Below are 19,373 nucleotides of genomic sequence, written 5' to 3'. Positions count from 1 at the left end.
CCGGCGATGGCGGCGTGTCAGGTAACACAAATGTCGACTGACACTCCGCCATCGCCGGCAAGCCGGTCTCGCTCCCACAGGTTTTGTGTCCTTGGGTTAAACCGAGTTGCCGGGTTTGGGCGTCCGGGCCAGGCAGTAGACGTCGACCCGCGACGCGCCGGCATCCATCAACAGGCGAGCCAGAGCCTGAGCTGTAGCGCCGGTGGTCAGCACGTCGTCCACCAACGCCAGATGGCGGCCTTTGATCGATGCGTCAGGCGCCAGCGCAAAGGCATTACGCAGGTTCTTTTTGCGCGCATCGGCATTCAGGTCCTGTTGCGCGCTGGTGTCCTGAATCCTCAGCAGGAGTTTTTCATCGCAAGGGATGTCGAGGCTGTCGCTGAGCCAGCGAGCAAGCATCGCCGTCTGATTGAAACCCCGTTGGCGCAGGCGTTTGGCGGCCAGCGGGACCGGGACCAGAGCTTCAGGTCGATCAAGGTCCTCATCGAAGCGATGTTGCAGGAACTGCGCCAGAAGTTCGCCGAGCAGGCGGCCAAACGGCCACTTGGCGCTGTGTTTGAAGCGTGTGATCAACGTGTCCACCGGAAAACTGTAAGACCAGGGCGCGGTGACCCGTTCAAAAGCCGGCGGCAGTTTTAAACATGGGCCGCACGTCAGACCTGCCGCAGGCAAGGGCAGGGCGCAGGTCTGGCAGTGATCGCCCAGCCAGGGCAGGTCGGTTTCACAAGCCATACAGATGGGTCTGGCTTCCTCGGTGGCTTCGCTACAGAGCAGGCAGTGTTGGTTATTGTTTAACCAGTTGTAAACCGGTCCTACGTATCGTGGTTGACAGCGCATCGCTCTTCCTTAAATATGCCGAACATCCGTGTCGCGTCTGTGGGTATTCCGTTCCCCAGCCGCCTGCCAAGCATAATCAAGGAAACGCCCATGAGCGCCAGCACCTCTGCAACCCTGCGTCATGACTGGTCTTTGGCCGAAGTCAAAGCACTCTTCGTTCAGCCATTCAACGACCTGTTGTTCCAGGCGCAGACGGTGCACCGCGCGCATTTCGACGCCAACCGCGTCCAGGTTTCCACCCTGCTGTCGATCAAAACCGGCGCTTGCCCGGAAGATTGCAAATATTGTCCGCAGTCCGGTCACTACAACACTGGCCTGGAAAAAGAAAAACTGATGGAAGTGCAGAAGGTCCTCGAAGAGGCTGCTCGCGCCAAGGCCATCGGTTCGACCCGCTTCTGCATGGGCGCGGCGTGGAAACACCCGTCGGCCAAAGACATGCCTTACGTGCTGGAAATGGTCAAAGGCGTGAAAGCCATGGGTCTGGAAACCTGCATGACCCTGGGTCGACTGGACCAGGACCAGACCGTCGCTCTGGCTGACGCCGGCCTCGATTACTACAACCACAACCTTGATACCTCGCCTGAGTTCTACGGCAGCATCATCACCACCCGCACTTACAGCGAGCGCCTGCAAACGCTGGCCTACGTGCGTGAGTCGGGGATGAAGATCTGCTCCGGCGGCATCCTCGGCATGGGCGAGTCCCTCGATGACCGCGCCAATCTGCTGATCCAGCTGGCCAACCTGCCGGAGCATCCGGAGTCGGTGCCGATCAACATGCTGGTGAAAGTCGCCGGTACGCCGCTGGAAAATGCCGAAGACATCGACCCGTTCGACTTCATCCGCATGCTTGCCGTCGCGCGCATCCTGATGCCGCAATCCCACGTGCGCCTGTCCGCCGGCCGCGAAGCGATGAACGAACAGATGCAGGCCCTGGCGTTCTTCGCCGGTGCCAACTCGATTTTCTACGGCGACAAACTGCTGACCACCGCCAACCCGCAGGCCGACAAGGACATGCAACTGTTCTCGCGCCTGGGGATCCTGCCGGAAGCGCGCGAAGAGCACGCGGACGAGGTGCATCAGGCCGCGATCGAACAGGCGCTGGTTGAGCAGAAGAGCAGCGAGCAGTTCTATAACGCCGCCGTCTGATCATCGCGAAACCCTGTAGGAGCCGGCTTGCTGCGGGCGGCGTTCCGACGATGGCATCACTGCGGTCTGTCTGAATACCGAGGAGATGCTATCGCCAGCAAGCCGGCTCCTACAATCTGACCTTTGAGGCCTGCATGTCTTTCGATCTCGCCGCACGCCTTGCTGCCCGTCGTGCCGAAAACCTCTACCGCCAGCGTCCCCTGCTCGAAAGCCCTCAAGGCCCGGAAGTGGTGGTCGACGGCCAGCCGTTGCTGGCGTTCTGCAACAATGACTACCTGGGCCTGGCCAATCACCCACAAGTGATCGAAGCCTGGCGCGCTGGCGCTGCCCGCTGGGGCGTCGGTGGCGGGGCGTCGCACCTGGTCATCGGCCACAGCACGCCGCATCATGAGCTGGAAGAAGCCTTGGCCGACCTGACCGGTCGCCCGCGTGCGCTGCTGTTCACCACCGGTTATATGGCCAACCTCGGCGCGGTCACCGCGTTGATCGGGCAGGGCGATACGGTGCTGGAAGACCGCCTCAATCATGCTTCGTTACTGGATGCCGGTTTGTTGTCAGGCGCGCGTTTCAATCGTTATCTGCACAACGATGCGGCCAGTCTGGCCAAACGTCTTGAGAAGGCCACCGGTAATACACTGGTGGTCACCGACGGCGTGTTCAGCATGGACGGCGATATCGCCGACCTGCCGGCGCTGGCCCGGGAAGCCAAGGCCAAAGGCGCGTGGCTGATGGTCGATGACGCCCACGGCTTCGGTCCGTTGGGCGCCAATGGTGGCGGGATCGTCGAGCATTTCGGCCTGAGTCAGGAAGACGTGCCGGTACTGGTCGGCACCCTTGGCAAGGCGTTCGGCACCGCGGGTGCCTTTGTGGCGGGTAGCGAAGAACTGATCGAAAGCCTGATCCAGTTTGCCCGCCCCTACATCTACACTACCAGCCAACCGCCGGCCTTGGCCTGCGCGACGCTGAAAAGCCTCGAGTTGCTGCGCACCGAGCACTGGCGACGCGAGCACCTGAAGACGTTGATCCGCCAGTTCCGCCACGGTGCCGAGCAGATTGGCCTGGAGTTGATGGACAGCTTCACACCGATCCAGCCGATCATGATCGGCGATGCCGGGCGTGCGGTGCGGCTGTCACAGATGCTGCGCGAGCGCGGCCTGATGGTCACGGCGATTCGTCCGCCGACCGTGCCTGCCGGCAGTGCTCGTATGCGCGTGACCCTGACCGCTGCCCACAGCGAGGCGCAGGTGCAGCTATTGTTGAATGGACTGGCCGATTGTTTCCAACAACTTGGACCGGAGCCGAGCCATGCGTGATCGACTGATTCTGTTGCCCGGTTGGGGCCTCGGAATTTCACCGCTGGAGCCTTTGGCAGCCGCGTTGCAGGGGCTGGATGAGCATCTGCGGGTCGAGATTGAGCCGTTGCCGGAACTGCAATCGAGCGAGCTTGAAGAGTGGCTCGATGAGCTGGACTCGACGATCCCGCAAGATACCTGGCTCGGTGGCTGGTCCCTCGGCGGCATGCTGGCGTCTGAGCTGGCGGCGCGTCGTGGTGATCGTTGCTGCGGCTTGCTGACCCTGGCCAGCAATCCTTCTTTTGTCGCCCATGAGCAATGGCCGAGCGCGATGCCTGGCGAAACCTTCGATGCGTTTCTCGCCGGTTGCAAAGCCGACCCGCGGATGACGTTGAAGCGCTTTTCACTCCTTTGCGCCCAAGGTTCGGAAGATCCTCGCGGGCTGTCGCGGTTATTGCTCGGCGGGGCGCCGCATACCTCTGAAGCGGTGCTGATGAGCGGGCTGGAAGTGCTCGCACAATTGGATACCCGTCAGGCGTTGCAGGCATTTCGTGGTCCGCAACTGCATTTGTTCGCCGGCCTCGACGGACTGGTCCCGGCTGAAGCGGCGGGGGAGTTGCTGGCGCTGCTGCCTGATGTCGAAATCGGCCTGATCGAGCAGGCCAGTCATGCGTTTCTTCTGGAAGACCCCCACGGTGTGGCGGGGGCGATTCAGGCCTTTTTGCACGAGTCCGGTGATGACTGATTTATCCTTTCCCAATTTGTCCGGCGGTTTGCCGGACAAGCGTCAGGTAGCGGCGTCCTTTTCCCGCGCAGCGGCGAGCTACGACAGCGTGGCTGAGTTGCAGCGCGACGTTGGCAGCCAGTTGTTAAGCCGTTTGCCCGGTGATTTTGTGCCGGGTGTCTGGCTGGACCTGGGTTGCGGCACCGGGCATTTCAGCCGGGCATTGAGCGAACGCTTTCCTGTCGGTCATGGACTGGCAATGGACATCGCCGAAGGCATGCTCAATCACGCTCAGCCATTGGGTGGTGCCACGCATTTCATCGCTGGGGATGCGGAGCGTTTGCCGCTGCAGGATTCGACCTGTGATTTGATCTTCTCCAGCCTGGCGGTGCAGTGGTGCGCGGATTTTGAGTCGGTGCTCAGTGAGGCGTATCGGGCACTGAAACCGGGCGGGATTTTCGCGTTTGCTAGTCTTTGCGTAGGGACGTTGTTTGAGTTGCGTGACAGCTGGCGCCAGGTGGACGGCATGGTGCACGTCAATCGCTTCCGCGAGTCGGGTGTTTATCAACAGCTGTGCGCATCCAGTGGCATGAAGGTGGTCAGTCTGCAAACCCGTCCACATGTGCTGCATTACCCGGACGTGCGCAGCCTGACGCATGAACTCAAAGCGCTGGGCGCGCACAACTTGAACCCTGGTCGGCCGGGTGGTTTGACCGGCCGGGCGCGGATCCTCGGCTTGATCGAGGCTTATGAGCAGTTTCGTCAGGTCGAAGGATTGCCGGCGACTTATCAGGTGGTCTACGCCGTGTTGGAGAAACCCGTATGAGCGCTGCCTATTTCATCACCGGCACGGACACTGATGTCGGCAAGACCACCATCGCTGCGGGCTTGCTGCACGCCGCGCGGTCGGCGGGCATGAGTACGGCGGCGGGCAAGCCGGTCGCATCCGGTTGTGATGTGACGCCCAAGGGCTTGCGCAATTCCGATGCGCTGGCGCTGCTGGCCGAATGCTCGGTGCCTTTGACTTACGCACAGGTCAATCCGGTGGCGTTCGAACCGCCGATCGCTCCGCACCTGGCCGCTCGGGAAGCCGGCGTGGCGCTGACGGTGCAATCACTGTTGACGCCGATGCTCGAGATTCTCGACATGCAGGCGGATTTCACTTTGATTGAAGGGGCGGGAGGCTGGCGCGTGCCGTTGGCGGATCAGGACAATCTTTCGGATTTGGCGATGGCGCTGGATCTGCCGGTGATCCTGGTGGTCGGCGTGCGGTTGGGTTGCATCAATCATGCGCTGCTGACGGCCGAGGCGATTGCTCAGGACGGTTTGCAGCTGGCGGGGTGGGTGGCCAATATCATCGATCCTAAGACCTCGCGCCTGGAGGAGAACCTCGCAACTCTTGCCGAGCGGATTCCTGCGCCTTGTCTTGGACGAGTACCCAAACTCAAATCGATAACCGCAGAAGCGGTGGCGGAACATCTGCAACTGGATCTGCTGGATTGAGATTTTGCCTATGACAAGGCACTGTGCCATTAGTGTTTTTGTCGGGCCTTTTGCCATCAGGTCTGGTTCAATGGCCGTCATTGATCCTTTGCAGGACGAGTGCCGCCTATGGAAATCTCAGGAAACACCGCTTTCTATGCCGGTCTGAGCACTATTCAGACGGGGCAGAACCGTGTCGATCAATCTTCAAGCCTGATCGCCAGCAGCACCATCGAACGTTCGGCGACTAGCCAGTCTTCCGAGTTACAAGTCGACCGCCTGCGTTCGGTAGACCGCAGTCAACAATCGGACCTGGCCAGCAACATGGTCGAAATGGCACAGGGCAAGTTTCAGGTTGAGGCCGGCGTCAAAGTCGCCAAGGCTTCCGATGAAATGCTCGGAACGTTGATCGATACCTTCGCTTGATCCCCCCGTTGAATCCGTCCTGCCAACGCCGCGAATATTCGCGGCGTTTTTGTGCGTAAGTCCTTCCCCCTCAACTAATCTTTCCTGCATGGCCTGTTGCGTTGTCAACGGTGGCAGCGCGGCTGCGTGTCCGGCATTTGCGTATCGCGATGACGAATGGCAAAGGATCGGCGCTTGACAAGATTTGGGCGTAAACGTATGTTTCAAACAACTGTTTGACCGTCACAACAAATCAACACGGTCGTTCATTCCCGGTTACATCAGCAGAGGTTTATCGCTATGCCTGACTACAAGGCCCCCTTGCGTGATATTCGCTTCGTTCGTGACGAACTGCTCGGCTACGAAGCGCACTATCAGAGCCTTCCGGCTTGTGCAGACGCAACTCCAGACATGGTTGACGCCATTCTCGAAGAAGGCGCCAAGTTTTGTGAGCAGGTGCTGGCTCCGCTGAATCGCGTGGGTGACACCGAAGGCTGTACCTGGAGCGAGTCCGGCGTTAAAACCCCGACTGGTTTCAAAGAAGCCTACAAGCAATTCGTTGAAGGCGGCTGGCCGAGCCTGGCCCACGACGTAGAGCACGGCGGCCAAGGCCTGCCGGAGTCTCTGGGTCTGGCGGTCAGCGAAATGGTTGGCGAAGCCAACTGGTCGTGGGGCATGTACCCAGGCCTGTCGCACGGCGCGATGAACACCATTTCCGAGCACGGCACGCCTGAGCAGCAAGAGGCTTACCTGACCAAGCTGGTTTCCGGCGAATGGACCGGCACCATGTGCCTGACCGAACCGCATTGCGGCACCGATCTGGGCATGCTGCGCACCAAGGCTGAACCTCAGGCCGACGGTTCCTACAAAGTCTCCGGCACCAAGATCTTCATCTCGGCCGGTGAACATGACATGGCCGACAACATCGTCCACATCGTGCTGGCACGTCTGCCGGATGCACCGGCGGGCACCAAAGGCATTTCGCTGTTCATCGTGCCGAAGTTCATGCCGAACGCTGACGGTTCGATCGGCGCTCGCAACGCCGTGACCTGTGGCTCCCTGGAACACAAGATGGGCATCCACGGTAACGCCACCTGCGTGATGAACTTCGACGCGGCCTCCGGTTACCTGATCGGCCCGGCGAACAAAGGCCTGAACTGCATGTTCACCTTCATGAACACCGCACGTCTGGGCACCGCGCTGCAAGGTCTGGCCCACGCCGAGATCGGCTTCCAGGGCGGCCTGAAGTACGCTCGTGATCGTCTGCAAATGCGCTCGCTGACTGGCCCGAAAGCGCCGGAAAAAGCCGCTGACCCGATCATCGTGCACCCTGACGTACGTCGCATGCTGTTGACCATGAAGGCGTTCGCCGAAGGCAACCGCGCGATGGTTTACTTCACCGCCAAGCAAGTCGACATCGTCAAATACGGCGTAGACGAAGAAGAGAAAAAGAAAGCCGACGCACTGCTGGCCTTCATGACTCCAATCGCCAAAGCCTTCATGACTGAAGTCGGCTTCGAATCCGCCAACCACGGCGTGCAAATCTACGGCGGCCACGGCTTCATCGCCGAGTGGGGCATGGAGCAGAACGTTCGCGACAGCCGTATTTCGATGCTGTACGAAGGCACCACCGGTATCCAGGCACTCGACTTGCTGGGCCGTAAAGTGTTGATGACTCAAGGCGAGGCCCTGAAAGGCTTCACCAAGATCGTCCACAAGTTCTGCCAGACCAACGAAGGTAACGAAGCCGTTCAAGAGTTCGTCGCACCGCTGGCTGCACTGAACAAAGAGTGGGGCGAGCTGACCATGAAGGTCGGTATGGCGGCCATGAAAGATCGCGAAGAAGTCGGCGCGGCGTCGGTGGACTACCTGATGTACTCCGGTTACGCCTGCCTGGCCTACTTCTGGGCTGACATGGCGCGCCTGGCTGCCGAGAAACTGGCTGCCGGCACTTCGGAAGAGGCGTTCTACACCGCCAAGCTGCAGACTGCGCGCTTCTACTTCCAGCGCATCCTGCCGCGTACCCGCACTCACGTTGCAACCATGCTGTCGGGTGCCAACAACTTGATGGACATGAAAGAAGAGAACTTCGCGCTGGGCTACTAAGTCATAACGCGGTTCTTCAAAAGGCCGCTATCCCTTCGGGGGTAGCGGCTTTTTTGTTCTTGGAAAAAGTAAAAGCTGTCGCCCGCGCTCTTTGATGAGATTCAGGCTCTGCCCATCCCGTCTGTAGCCACCGAAGCACTCGATAAAAAAACCAGACAATTGACTCAGTAAGTCGGCATTTCTGCCGTTACAGTAGGTGGGCATAATGCCATCTATTGTCATGACGGTCGGAGCTTTACCCTTGCCGCGTTCTTCCGCTGTACGTTTCAGCCATTTCCTACCGTCGTTACTGCTTTTACTTGCGGGGCTTGCGGCCGCCTACATCAAGGAACTCAACGTCTTCTTCACCTCGTTGTTCAACGTACTGCCAACCCTGGTGCTGTTGCTCGGCGGCGCGTATTGCGCGGTTTACCGACGTCAGCGCGAGTTGTTTCTGATGGTGACGGTGTACATCGCCTACTTTCTGCTCGATACCCAGACCGACTATTACCGCGACAACGGCAAAGTCAGGGATGACGCGGCCGTGGTGTTCCATCTCTGCTGTCTGTTGCTCCCCCTGTTGTTCGGCGTGTTCGCGGCCTGGCAGGAACGCACTCATTTGTTTCAGGACATGGTGGCGCGTTTCGCGGTATTGCTGGCCGTCGGCAGTGTCGCGTTGGGGCTGGAGCAAAGTTATCCCCAGGCCTTGCTGATGTGGCTGTCGGAAATCCGTTGGCCGGCGCTGCATGGCGCCTGGATGAGCCTGATCCAGCTTTCCTATCCTGTATTCATCGCTTCGTTCCTGCTGCTGAGCTGGCAATACTGGCGCAACCCCAGACCTTTGCACGCTGCACAACTGGTGGGTTTGCTCGGGTTGTTCTGGGCATTGCCGAAAACCTTCATCCTGCCGTTCACCCTGAACATCATGTGCAGCCAGGTGATGTTGATGATTGCCGCAGCGGTCGCCCACGAGGCCTATCAAATGGCCTTCCGCGACGAGCTCACCGGCCTGCCGGGGCGCCGCGCCTTGAACGAGCGGATGCAGCGATTGGGGCGCAACTACGTGCTGGCCATGAGCGACGTCGATCACTTCAAGAAATTCAACGACACCCACGGCCACGATGTCGGTGACCAGGTCCTGCGACTGGTCGCCAGCAAGCTGTCGAAAATCGGCGGCGGCGGTAGGGCATATCGCTACGGCGGTGAGGAATTTGCCCTGGTGTTCGCGGGCAAGACCCTCGAAGAGTGCATGCCGCACCTGGAAGTCATCCGCGAGTCCATTGCCACCTACAACATCCAATTGCGCAATCAGGACGCCCGCCCGCAGGACGATCAACAGGGGCGTCAGCGTCGCGCGGGCTCCGGCGCTTCAAGTGTGTCGGTCACCGTCAGCATCGGTGTCGCCGAACGCGTGGAGCAGCGAACCCCCGAAAAGGTGCTCAAGTCCGCTGACGAAGCGCTCTATAGCGCCAAAGGCGCCGGGCGAAATTGTGTGGTGGCTTTCGGTCAGTCTCGTCGTGGCGCGGTTCGGATGGATGCTGCTGCGGGTTGAGTGATGATGGCGCATTCAGCGTCTGGACTGTGATTGTGAGGCAGGGTGGGCGGCAGTAGGTTTGAGGAATCTGCTGACGGAGAAACGACCATGCCCGAGTACAAAGCTCCCCTGCGCGATATGCGCTTTCTGATCGACCACGTCTTCGACTTCCATACGAACTACGCAGCGCTGGGTGCTACCGACGCCAGCCCGGACATGGTCAATGCGATCCTCGAAGAAGGCGCGAAGTTCTGCGAGAACGTTCTCGCACCGTTGAATCGCAGCGGCGACGAAGAAGGCTGCCATTTCGACAATGGCGTGGTGACAACGCCTACAGGTTTCAAGCAAGCCTTCGCACAATACGTGGAGGGCGGCTGGCATGGTCTGGCGGCTGATCCGGCGTATGGCGGACAGGGTTTGCCCAGCTCACTGGGCCTGGTCATCAGTGAAATGGTCGGCTCCAGCAATACCTCCTGGGGCATGTACCCCGGCCTGACCCACGGTGCGATGTCGGCCATCCACGCCCACGGCACCGAAGCGCAGAAAAACACCTACCTGAGCAAACTCACCGCAGGCCAATGGACCGGCACCATGTGCCTGACCGAGGCCCATTGCGGCACGGACCTGGGCATCATCAAAACCCGCGCCGTCCCTTCCGCCGACGGCAGCTACGCGATTTCCGGCAGCAAGATTTTCATCTCGGCCGGCGAACACGACATGAGCGACAACATCATTCATCTGGTGTTGGCGAAACTGCCGGATGCTCCGGCAGGCACCAAGGGCATTTCCCTGTTCATCGTTCCCAAATTCCTACCCGATGCCGAGGGTGAAGCCGGCGAGCGCAACGGCGTTTCCTGTGGCTCGATCGAACACAAAATGGGCATCAAGGCGTCGGCCACCTGCGTGCTGAACTTCGACGAGGCCAAGGGCTTCCTGATCGGCGAGCCGAACAAGGGCTTGAACTGCATGTTCACCATGATGAACCACGCGCGGCTTGGCACCGGCATGCAGGGGCTGTGTCTGGGCGAGGCGAGTTTCCAGGGTGCGATCAAGTACGCCAACGATCGCCTGCAAATGCGTTCGCTCACCGGTCCCAAAGCACCGGAAAAAGCCGCCGACCCGATCATCGTTCATCCTGACGTGCGCCGGATGTTGCTGACCATGAAAGCCTTCAACGAAGGCAACCGCGCGCTGACCTATTTCACCGCGCAGCTGCTGGACGCGGCGCACCTGAGCCCGGATGAAACGGCGCGCCAGGACGCCGAAGACCTGCTGGCGTTCCTGACGCCGATCTGCAAAGCCTTCATGACCGACACCGGGCTGGAAGTGACCAACCACGGCATGCAAGTGTTTGGCGGTCACGGCTTCATCCGTGAATGGGGCATGGAACAGTTGGTTCGCGACTGCCGGATCGCGCCGATCTACGAGGGCACCAATGGCATTCAGGCGCTGGATCTGCTCGGGCGCAAAGTGCTGGGCAGCCAGGGCAAACTGCTGCGTGGCTTTACCAAAATCGTCCACAAATTCTGCGCGGCGAATGCCGAGCATCCGCAACTGGGCAGCTATGTGGCGCAACTCAATGGCCTGAATCAGCAGTGGGGCGAGTTGACCACCCAGGTCGGCATGGCTGCGATGAAGAATCCGGATGAAGTAGGTGCTGCGTCGGTGGATTACTTGATGTACAGCGGTTACATCATCCTCGGCTATCTGTGGTTGCGTATGGCGCTGGTGGCTCAGGCGCAGCTCGACGCGGGCAGCGGCGATGCCGATTTTTGCCGGGGCAAACTGGCCACCAGCGAGTTTTACTTCAAGCGTTTGCTCCCGCGCACGGCCGCTCATCGGGCGGCTATTGAAGCGGGCAGCGATTGCCTGATGAAGCTGCCGGCGGAGTTGTTTGCGCTTTAATCCCTGAATCCACTGACAAAGGAGCCCGCGTTGTTGCGGGCTTTTTCATGACTGAATAGTCAGTGACTAAACATTACAAAACGGTCACTGGCTGACCCTATGTGTCGCAAAAGTTGTTGGGTTACACTCGGACCCAACGAAAAAATCATTCCCACGATTCACCTGTTTAGATCTTGCGAGGTTTGCCATGGCTGACTACAAAGCGCCCCTGCGCGATATGCGCTTCGTCCTCAATGAAGTTTTCGAGGTCGCCAAACTCTGGGCCGAGTTGCCGGCGCTGGCCGAGACCGTCGATGCGGAAACCGTCGAAGCCATTCTCGAAGAAGCCGGCAAGGTCACCAGCAAAAGCATCGCACCCCTGAGCCGCGCGGCTGACGAAGAAGGTTGCCATTGGGCGGACGGTGCCGTCACCACGCCGGCAGGTTTCCCACAGGCTTATCAGACTTATGCCGAAGGCGGTTGGGTCGGTGTCGGTGGCGATCCGACCTACGGCGGCATGGGCATGCCCAAGGCCGTTTCCGCGCAAGTCGAAGAAATGGTCAACTCCGCCAGCCTGTCCTTCGGTCTGTACCCGATGCTGACCGCCGGCGCCTGCCTGTCGATCAACGCCCACGCCAGCGAAGAGCTGAAAGCGGCGTACCTGCCAAACATGTACGCCGGGATCTGGGCCGGTTCCATGTGCCTGACCGAGCCGCACGCCGGTACGGACCTGGGGATCATCCGCACCAAGGCCGAACCTCAGGCCGACGGTTCCTACAAAGTCAGCGGCACCAAGATCTTCATCACCGGCGGCGAACACGACCTGACCGAGAACATCATCCACTTGGTGCTGGCCAAGCTGCCGGACGCACCGGCGGGGCCGAAAGGCATTTCGCTGTTCCTGGTGCCGAAGTTCATGGTCAACGCCGATGGCAGCCTGGGCGCGCGCAACCCGGCCAATTGCGGTTCGATCGAACACAAGATGGGCATCCAGGCGTCCGCGACCTGCGTGATGAACTTTGACGAAGCCATCGGTTACCTGGTCGGCGAGCCGAACAAAGGCCTGGCAGCGATGTTCACCATGATGAACTACGAGCGTCTGGGCGTTGGTATTCAAGGCCTGGCGACCGGCGAGCGCTCCTACCAGAACGCTGTTGAATACGCCCGCGATCGCTTGCAAAGCCGTTCGCCGACCGGCGCGCAGAACAAAGACAAGGTCGCTGACCCGATCATCGTCCACCCGGACGTGCGTCGCATGCTGCTGACCATGAAAGCCTCGAACGAAGGTGGCCGTGCGTTTTCTACTTACGTGGCCATGCAACTGGACACCGCCAAGTTCAGCGAAGATGCGACCACCCGCAAGCGTGCGGAAGATCTGGTGGCATTGCTGACGCCGGTGGCCAAGGCGTTCCTCACCGACCTCGGTCTGGAAACCACCGTTCACGGCCAGCAGGTGTTCGGCGGCCACGGTTACATCCGCGAGTGGGGCCAGGAGCAACTGGTGCGCGACGTGCGCATTACCCAGATCTACGAAGGCACCAACGGCATTCAGGCGCTGGACCTCGTAGGACGCAAGATCGTCGGCACCGGCGGCGCGTTCTACAACCTGTTCGCGGATGAGATCCGTCATTTCACCGCCACGGCCAGCGCCGACCTGGCTGAGTTCACCAAACCGCTGAACGATGCCGTGACCACCCTCGACGAATTGACTTCATGGCTGCTGGACCGGGCAAAAAACAACCCGAACGAAATCGGCGCGGCCTCAGTCGAGTACTTGCAAACCTTCGGTTACGTGGCGTACGCCTACATGTGGGCTCTGATGGCCAAGGCAGCCTTCGGCAAAGAAGCGCAGGACGATTTCTACGCGAGCAAATTGGGCACGGCGCGGTTCTATTTCGCCCGTCTGCTGCCGCGTATTCACTCGCTGAGTGCATCGGTGAAGGCGGGGAGCGAGTCGCTGTTCCTGCTGGACGCTGCACAGTTCTGACAAAGGCGCGTCATGTAAGCATTCTCTTACATGACGTGCTGCCGTTCTCCCATAGGCGAAGATTGGATCCAGAGCTAATCTACTTCACATGGACGTCGCGCAGGAAGCGCAAAGCAACAACACGGACACGTAGGATTCTGCCAGGACGGCGGAGTGAAATGGATGTCAGGGAAACAGTCTGCAAAGCCCCGCTTCGGCGGGGTTTTCTTTTGCCTCGAGAAAAGTATTCAGCTCAACCCGTCGAGTTGCTCAAGCGCTCGTCCGGCCGGTTCATCACTTCCTCCAACAGCGTACGTAACAAGGCCAGCGAGGCTTGTTGCCGTTGCACATCCCGACACACCAACCCGACTTTGAGCGGCACTCGCGGCTCGGTTAGTGGTTTCCACAGCAGTTCATTGTTGCCGAGCGCTTTTTGCGAGCGCCCGGGCAGGACAGTGGCCAGCCGGGTGTGGGGCAGACTGTCGAGAATCCCCGCCATGTTGTTCAGTTCTGCCTGCACCTGCGGGCGTCGTCCCAGATTGGCCAGTTGTGTCTGCCAGATCTGCCGCACCTGAAATTCTTCACCCAGCAACAGCATGGGCAACTCGGCGGCCTGACTCATCGAGACTTTCTTGAATTCACGCAGCGGATGGTCTGCCGGGATGACCAGGGTCAGTTCATCTTCGTACAACATGACGCCATGCAAACCCGGCTGACGGGGCGGCAGGTAGCTGATGCCGATGTCGAGTGAACCATTAAGCAGCCGCCGCTCGATTTCCAGGCCCGTCAGTTCATAGATCTGCACCACCAGATGTGGCTGCGCCTTGCGCACGCGTTCAAGCATCTGCGGCACCAGGCTGGTGTGGACCGTCTGCAACACGCCAATGGCCAAGGTGCGTAAAGCCTGGCCTTTGAAATTGCCCAACGCTTCGCGTGCCCGTTGCAAGCCATCGAGCAAGGGCAGGGCGTGGTTGTACAAAGTATGGGCGGCCAGGGTGGGCAGCAGGCGCTTGCTGCTGCGTTCGAACAGGCTCACATCGAGGTTCTGTTCGAGCTGGCGGATCTGCTGGGACAGTGCCGGCTGGGAAATTGAGAGTCGCTCGGCTGCCCGGCCTACGTGGCCCTCTTCGTAGACCGCGACGAAATAACGCAGTTGCTTGAAATCCATAAGGTGCGCTTATCGAAAATGCTGGGAAATCGAAATGGCTCAACGCCGTGCTTGACCCTAGTCTAACCGCATTCACAAGGCTTACAGGGCCAGAGCGCACGATGAATACCGTTTGCAGCAATGGTGTTTACATAGGTAAGGCAAAAAACCTCAAACGAGGTTTGTCCCGATGAATTTGTTCAGTTTGCGCCGCAGTCCACCGAGTCTCGATGACTTGGTCGCAGATACTTATCAGTCGTCCAGAAGCGACAGCCTTTCCAGCGAGTGCCTGATGCCTAGTGTCGAGCGGCCGAAACAGATTTTCGTCCGCGGCCAGGGCTCATGGTTGTGGGACAGCGATGACCGCGCTTATCTGGATTTTTCGCAGGGTGGCGGCGCCAATAGCCTGGGCCACAGCCCTTCGGTGCTGGTCAATGCGATTTCGGAGCAGGCTCAATCGCTGATCAACCCCGGTTGTGGCCTGCATAACCGCGGCATGCTCAACCTTGCCGAGCGGCTGTGTAGCAGCACTGGCAGTGATCAGGCGTACCTGCTCAACAGTGGCACCGAAGCCTGTGAAGCAGCGATCAAACTGGGTCGTAAATGGGGTCGACGACATCGTGGCGGGGCTTCGCGGATCATCGTTGCGAGCAACGGCTGCCATGGCCGTAGTCCCGAGACGATTTCAACGTCGGACTTGCACCACGTTCCCTTCAATGATCTTGCGGCGATGCACGCGGCGGTCGATGCCCGGACCGTGGCCATCATGCTCGAACCGATCCAGAACGAAGCCGGGGTGATTCCGGCCACCGAGTCTTACCTCAAGGGTGTCGAACACCTGTGCCGAGAACTGGGTATTTTGCTGATCCTTGACGAAGTACAAACCGGTATCGGTCGCTGCGGCACCTTGCTTGCCGAGCAATCCTATGGCGTTCGAGCCGATATCGTCGCCCTCGGCAAAGGGCTTGGCGGCGGCGTGCCATTGGCTGCGTTGATGGCGAGAGGCAAGGCTTGCTGCTTCGAGGTGCGCGAACTGAGCGGAACTCATCATGGCAATGCCCTGATGACGGCTGCCGGTCTTGCCGTGTTCAACACGATTCAGGACAAGGGTTTTCTCGATCATGTGAGCGAGACCGGTCAGCACCTGCGCGAAGGACTGACTCGGTTGTCCCATCGCTACGGTCACGGCGAACTGCGCGGGCAAGGACTGCTCTGGGGACTGACCCTGTCCGACGATTCAGCTGATGCCGTAGTCAAATCAGCATTGTACGAAGGCTTGTTGCTCAACGCCCCGCAACCCGATTGCCTGCGCTTCACCCCGGCCCTCACCGTCAGCAAAGCCAACATCGACGAAATGCTCCTGCGCCTGTCCCGCGCCTTTTCCCGCGTACGCACCGCGCAGCTGCAGTGCCGTAAAGGGATTGCGGTCTGATCAGACCTTTCCCGCACGAAATCCAGAACCGTCTCGCGGTAATAACGCATCGCCCCACGTTTGATTCTTTTCGCGTGGGGCGTTTTTTTGTCTGCGATTCATTAGGTCCCGGTATTCGGCCAGGTTCCTAGTGAACCCTGACGAACGGCGCAGGTCGATTAACAGTAGGACTCACACGAGCCCACTTCAAATCAGGAGCTGCCCCATGGATTTCATTCGCATCATCATTGCTATTCTGTTGCCACCACTGGGTGTGTTTCTGCAAGTCGGTTTCGCCGGCGCGTTCTGGCTGAATATCCTGCTGACGTTGTGCGGTTACATCCCGGGGATCGTGCATGCGGTGTACATCATCGCCAAGCGCTGAGCTCTGCAGCATTAGATAGATCGCCATCGCGAGCAGGCTCGCTCCCACATTGGATGTGTAAACGACGCAAATCCCCTGTGGGAGCGAGCCTGCTCGCGATGGAGGCACCGCAATTATCTGCACAGATCGCAGAAATTCAGTCCGACAACTCCATCACCCGCCGATAAAACAACCACTCCTGCTCCAGCGCATGGGCCTGGTTCCCCGCCTTGCGAAAGCCATGACGTTCGTCCGCGTAGTAATGCGCGTCAACCAGAATGCCGTTGCCCTGTAGCGCCTTGACCATGTCGCGAGTCTGTTGCGGCACGACCACGGCGTCCAGTTCGCCCTGAAAGAAAATCACCGGAACACTGATGTTGCTCGCGTGCAGCAACGGTGTGCGTGCGGCGTAGCGTTCGGCATCCTGTATCGGGTCGCCGATCAGCCAATCCAGGTAATCGCCTTCGAACTTATGGGTTGCGTGGCCGAGTGCTACTGGGTCGCTTACACCATAAAGGCTGGCACCCGCGCGGAAGACGTTGTGAAAGGCCAACGCACAAAGGGTGGTGTAACCGCCGGCACTGCCACCGCGGATAAAGGCCTTTTCGCCGTCGATCAATCCCCGTTCGGAGAGATGAGCGACTACGGCGCAGGCATCCTCTACATCGACTTCGCCCCAACTCAAATGCAGCGCCTGGCGATAAGCCCGGCCATAACCACTGCTGCCGCGGTAATTGAGATCGGCCACGGCGAAGCCGCGCTGCGCCCAGTATTGAATACGTGGATCGAGCATCGGGTAGCAGGCTGAGGTCGGGCCGCCGTGGATGAACACCACCAGCGGCGGTTTCGCCTCGCCGGTCATCGCCGGATAGAAGAAACCGTGGGCCTCGCCCGAACCGCTCGGGTAGCGCAGGGTTTGCGGGACGCTGATCTGCTCGGCGGGTAACGGTGCAATGCCCCCGGCGAGGATTTTGACCTGTCGGGTATCGCGCTCGATCGCGATCACCGCCGAAGAACTGACGGGTGATGCCGCGATGCAGTAGATGAATCGCTCATCCAGTGCGAGATGGCGAAAGCGGCTGTAATCAGCGGTGAAATCTTCAGCGGCGTCACCGCAAATGCCCAGTTTGCCAAACCCGTCTTCGGTCCAACTGGCCAGATAGTTGCCTTCGCCCAGCGGCATCCAGGTGTTGCCACCCAGCTGCCACGGCGCCGGACCGTGATCAGCGGCGGCGCTCGGCAACGGGCTCAGGCCTTCTGCGGATTCCACCCAAGGCTGCCAGTAGCCGGCACGATCCGTCAGGCAAAACAGACGGCCGTCGCTGTCGAAACGAGGTTGTTGCAGCGACTCCTGAATACCTTCGCCCGCCACACAACGCGGTTGAGCAAAGCCTCCATCGTCCCGGCGTTCGGCAACCATCAGCCGAGTCGCGGTCCATGGCTGATCCGGGCGGCTCCATTCGATCCACGCCAATCGTTGCGCGTCGGGACTCAGCGTCGGCGCAGCATAGAAATCGGCGCCTTCGGCCAGCAGATGACGCCGGCCGTCAGCCACATCGATCGCGACCAGACGATGCCGGTCACGGTTCTCTTCAACCGCGAGCACCTGGCCATTGGTAAATTGCAGATCGCCGAAACGGCATTCACTCGAGGTCAGTACCTCAGGTGTCTCGCCCGCCAGGGATTGCCGATAGAGCTGTTGGTCCGCCTCGTTGACGAAAACAATCCCGTCATCGGTCAGACAAAACGCGCCACCGCCATATTCGTACACTCGACTGCGGACGCTGAAGCCGGCCGGCGTAAGGCAACGGGCCTGACCGTCGCGCCAATGCCAGATCCTGCACGCGGCATCTTCGGGTCGGTATTCGTTCCAGAACAGGCCATGCTGGCCGACCAGCAACTCGGCGAAGTCGATACCGGCCGCGACGGCCCGGGAGGCGCTGAAGGGTTCAGCTTTTGGCGATGAGGCGTGAGTTTCGTTCATTGCGAAAGGCCAGTTGTTCGATGGTCTGGGTCGCGTGCTCGGCTTCTTCGCGGGCCTTGAGAATCACGCCGTGATGTTCCGACTTGCTGCACACCGGGTCGGCGTTGCTCGCGTCACCCGTGAGCATGAACGCCTGGCAGCGACAGCCGCCGAAGTCTTTTTCTTTCTCGTCGCAGGAGCGGCACGGCTCGGGCATCCAGTCGTAACCGCGATAGCGGTTGAAGCCGAACGAGTCGTACCAGATGTGCTGCATGCTGTGGTCGCGCACGTTGGGAAACTGCACCGGCATTTGTCGGGCGCCGTGGCAGGGCAGGGCAGTGCCGTCCGGCGTGACGGTCAGAAAGATGCTGCCCCAGCCATTCATGCAGGCTTTCGGGCGTTCTTCGTAGTAGTCCGGTGTGACGAAAATCAGCTTGCACGGATGCCCTTCGGCTTCCAGCTTGGCGCGGTATTCGTTGGTGATGCGTTCGGCGCGGACCAGTTGTTCCTTGGTCGGAAGCAGGCCGACCCGATTGAGCTGCGCCCAACCGTAAAACTGGCAGGTGGCGAGTTCGACGAAGTCGGCCTCAAGGGCGATGCACAGCTCGATGATCCGGTCGATCTTGTCGATGTTGTGCCGATGGGTGACGAAGTTCAGCACCATCGGATAACCGTGGGCCTTCACCGCGCGTGCCATTTCCAGCTTCTGCGCGAAGGCTTTTTTCGACCCGGCCAGCAAGTTATTCACTTGCTCGTCGCTGGCCTGAAAACTGATCTGGATATGGTCCAGGCCAGCCTTTTTGAAATCGCTGATTTTCTGTTCGGTGAGACCAATGCCGGAGGTGATCAGGTTGGTGTAGAAACCCAGTTTGCGCGCCTCGGCGATCAGCTCGGCGAGGTCCTGGCGCACCAGCGGTTCACCACCGGAAAAGCCCAATTGCGCGGCGCCCATTTCCCGCGCTTCGCGGAACACCTTGATCCACTGTTCGGTGCTCAACTCTTTGCCTTGCTCAGCGAAGTCCAGCGGATTGGAGCAGTACGGGCATTGCAGCGGGCAGCGATAGGTCAGCTCGGCCAGCAGCCACAAGGGCAGGCCGATTTCCGGTTTGGGCGGTAACTTGCCTGACATGGAA

General features: G+C 59.9%; 16 protein-coding genes. 12 read left to right on the top strand and 4 right to left on the bottom strand.

Translation table 11 applies throughout. The features are described 5' to 3' along the window. Positions 1–96: 96 nt before the first annotated feature. The gene (locus tag ACRC4F_RS03635; protein ID WP_438658124.1) at positions 97–837 is read right to left on the bottom strand and encodes a ComF family protein; all 741 of its coding nucleotides are present in this window, start codon (positions 835–837) and stop codon (positions 97–99) included. Between the two features lie 90 nt (positions 838–927). Between ACRC4F_RS03635 and bioB the strand changes: the two genes are divergently transcribed. The 10 genes from bioB to ACRC4F_RS03585 all read left to right on the top strand — a co-directional run bounded on the left by bioB (position 928) and on the right by ACRC4F_RS03585 (position 13,376). Beyond that, the gene (gene bioB / locus ACRC4F_RS03630) at positions 928–1,983 is read left to right on the top strand and encodes a biotin synthase BioB (RefSeq protein ID WP_438658123.1); all 1,056 of its coding nucleotides are present in this window, start codon (positions 928–930) and stop codon (positions 1,981–1,983) included. 134 nt (positions 1,984–2,117) lie between these two features. Further along, a complete protein-coding gene (gene bioF, locus ACRC4F_RS03625; protein WP_438658122.1) occupies positions 2,118–3,296 on the top strand; it encodes an 8-amino-7-oxononanoate synthase in 1,179 nt (392 codons plus the stop codon). Further along, entirely contained in the window at positions 3,289–4,020 is a 732-nt protein-coding gene (locus ACRC4F_RS03620) for an alpha/beta fold hydrolase (protein ID WP_438658121.1), read from the top strand. Before bioF ends, ACRC4F_RS03620 begins: the two co-directional genes overlap by 8 nt. Then, positions 4,013–4,825 (top strand): malonyl-ACP O-methyltransferase BioC, encoded by an 813-nt coding sequence (gene bioC, locus ACRC4F_RS03615; RefSeq protein WP_438658120.1) that lies wholly within the window; start codon positions 4,013–4,015, stop codon positions 4,823–4,825. The genes ACRC4F_RS03620 and bioC overlap by 8 nt, the downstream gene beginning before the upstream one ends. Next, entirely contained in the window at positions 4,822–5,502 is a 681-nt protein-coding gene (gene bioD, locus ACRC4F_RS03610) for a dethiobiotin synthase (RefSeq protein ID WP_438658119.1), read from the top strand. The genes bioC and bioD overlap by 4 nt, the downstream gene beginning before the upstream one ends. A gap of 108 nt (positions 5,503–5,610) precedes the next feature. Next, complete coding sequence (locus ACRC4F_RS03605; protein WP_438658118.1) at positions 5,611–5,907, top strand: pyrroloquinoline quinone biosynthesis protein PqqE; 297 nt, start codon at positions 5,611–5,613, stop codon at positions 5,905–5,907. A gap of 279 nt (positions 5,908–6,186) precedes the next feature. Then, entirely contained in the window at positions 6,187–7,992 is a 1,806-nt protein-coding gene (locus tag ACRC4F_RS03600; RefSeq protein ID WP_438658117.1) for a phenylacyl-CoA dehydrogenase, read from the top strand. A 241-nt stretch (positions 7,993–8,233) separates the two neighbouring features. Next, positions 8,234–9,523, top strand: a complete 1,290-nt coding sequence (locus ACRC4F_RS03595) for a GGDEF domain-containing protein (protein ID WP_438658126.1) — start codon at positions 8,234–8,236, stop codon at positions 9,521–9,523. Between the two features lie 90 nt (positions 9,524–9,613). Continuing rightward, positions 9,614–11,410 (top strand): acyl-CoA dehydrogenase C-terminal domain-containing protein, encoded by a 1,797-nt coding sequence (locus ACRC4F_RS03590; protein WP_438658116.1) that lies wholly within the window; start codon positions 9,614–9,616, stop codon positions 11,408–11,410. 187 nt (positions 11,411–11,597) lie between these two features. Then, entirely contained in the window at positions 11,598–13,376 is a 1,779-nt protein-coding gene (locus tag ACRC4F_RS03585) for an acyl-CoA dehydrogenase C-terminal domain-containing protein (RefSeq protein WP_438658115.1), read from the top strand. Between the two features lie 232 nt (positions 13,377–13,608). Here the strand turns inward: ACRC4F_RS03585 and ACRC4F_RS03580 are convergent, their stop codons facing one another. Then, positions 13,609–14,523, bottom strand: a complete 915-nt coding sequence (locus tag ACRC4F_RS03580; protein ID WP_438658114.1) for a LysR family transcriptional regulator — start codon at positions 14,521–14,523, stop codon at positions 13,609–13,611. 169 nt (positions 14,524–14,692) lie between these two features. On the opposite strand from ACRC4F_RS03580, the gene ACRC4F_RS03575 reads away from it, so the two are divergent. Then, on the top strand, positions 14,693–15,934 hold the full coding sequence (locus ACRC4F_RS03575; RefSeq protein ID WP_438658113.1) for an aspartate aminotransferase family protein: 1,242 nt from the start codon (positions 14,693–14,695) through the stop codon (positions 15,932–15,934). Between the two features lie 205 nt (positions 15,935–16,139). Continuing rightward, the gene (locus tag ACRC4F_RS03570) at positions 16,140–16,298 is read left to right on the top strand and encodes a YqaE/Pmp3 family membrane protein (protein ID WP_007904205.1); all 159 of its coding nucleotides are present in this window, start codon (positions 16,140–16,142) and stop codon (positions 16,296–16,298) included. Positions 16,299–16,434: 136 nt separating this feature from the next. Here ACRC4F_RS03570 and ACRC4F_RS03565 read toward each other — a convergent pair whose 3' ends face one another. Then, positions 16,435–18,261, bottom strand: a complete 1,827-nt coding sequence (locus tag ACRC4F_RS03565) for a S9 family peptidase (protein WP_438658112.1) — start codon at positions 18,259–18,261, stop codon at positions 16,435–16,437. Then, positions 18,227–19,369, bottom strand: coding sequence for a pyrroloquinoline quinone biosynthesis protein PqqE (gene pqqE, locus ACRC4F_RS03560; RefSeq protein ID WP_438658125.1), 1,143 nt, complete (start codon positions 19,367–19,369; stop codon positions 18,227–18,229). The genes ACRC4F_RS03565 and pqqE overlap by 35 nt, the downstream gene beginning before the upstream one ends. Positions 19,370–19,373 lie beyond the last annotated feature (4 nt).

Source organism: Pseudomonas sp. (assembly GCF_051660785.1).
In the GTDB taxonomy this organism is placed as follows: domain Bacteria; phylum Pseudomonadota; class Gammaproteobacteria; order Pseudomonadales; family Pseudomonadaceae; genus Aquipseudomonas.
The sequence above is the reverse complement of the archived record's forward strand: the minus strand, read 5'-3'. Positions and strand labels throughout refer to the sequence as shown.

Excerpts from the sequence above, each read along its gene's own strand:
- ACRC4F_RS03635 (WP_438658124.1), bottom strand. The coding sequence starts at position 837 with ATGCGCTGTCAACCACGATACGTAGGACCGGTTTACAACTGGTTAAAC.
- bioB (WP_438658123.1), top strand. The coding sequence starts at position 928 with ATGAGCGCCAGCACCTCTGCAACCCTGCGTCATGACTGGTCTTTGGCC.
- bioF (WP_438658122.1), top strand. The coding sequence starts at position 2,118 with ATGTCTTTCGATCTCGCCGCACGCCTTGCTGCCCGTCGTGCCGAAAAC.
- ACRC4F_RS03620 (WP_438658121.1), top strand. The coding sequence starts at position 3,289 with ATGCGTGATCGACTGATTCTGTTGCCCGGTTGGGGCCTCGGAATTTCA.
- bioC (WP_438658120.1), top strand. The coding sequence starts at position 4,013 with ATGACTGATTTATCCTTTCCCAATTTGTCCGGCGGTTTGCCGGACAAG.
- bioD (WP_438658119.1), top strand. The coding sequence starts at position 4,822 with ATGAGCGCTGCCTATTTCATCACCGGCACGGACACTGATGTCGGCAAG.
- ACRC4F_RS03605 (WP_438658118.1), top strand. The coding sequence starts at position 5,611 with ATGGAAATCTCAGGAAACACCGCTTTCTATGCCGGTCTGAGCACTATT.
- ACRC4F_RS03600 (WP_438658117.1), top strand. The coding sequence starts at position 6,187 with ATGCCTGACTACAAGGCCCCCTTGCGTGATATTCGCTTCGTTCGTGAC.
- ACRC4F_RS03590 (WP_438658116.1), top strand. The coding sequence starts at position 9,614 with ATGCCCGAGTACAAAGCTCCCCTGCGCGATATGCGCTTTCTGATCGAC.
- ACRC4F_RS03585 (WP_438658115.1), top strand. The coding sequence starts at position 11,598 with ATGGCTGACTACAAAGCGCCCCTGCGCGATATGCGCTTCGTCCTCAAT.
- ACRC4F_RS03580 (WP_438658114.1), bottom strand. The coding sequence starts at position 14,523 with ATGGATTTCAAGCAACTGCGTTATTTCGTCGCGGTCTACGAAGAGGGC.
- ACRC4F_RS03575 (WP_438658113.1), top strand. The coding sequence starts at position 14,693 with ATGAATTTGTTCAGTTTGCGCCGCAGTCCACCGAGTCTCGATGACTTG.
- ACRC4F_RS03570 (WP_007904205.1), top strand. The coding sequence starts at position 16,140 with ATGGATTTCATTCGCATCATCATTGCTATTCTGTTGCCACCACTGGGT.
- ACRC4F_RS03565 (WP_438658112.1), bottom strand. The coding sequence starts at position 18,261 with ATGAACGAAACTCACGCCTCATCGCCAAAAGCTGAACCCTTCAGCGCC.
- pqqE (WP_438658125.1), bottom strand. The coding sequence starts at position 19,369 with ATGTCAGGCAAGTTACCGCCCAAACCGGAAATCGGCCTGCCCTTGTGG.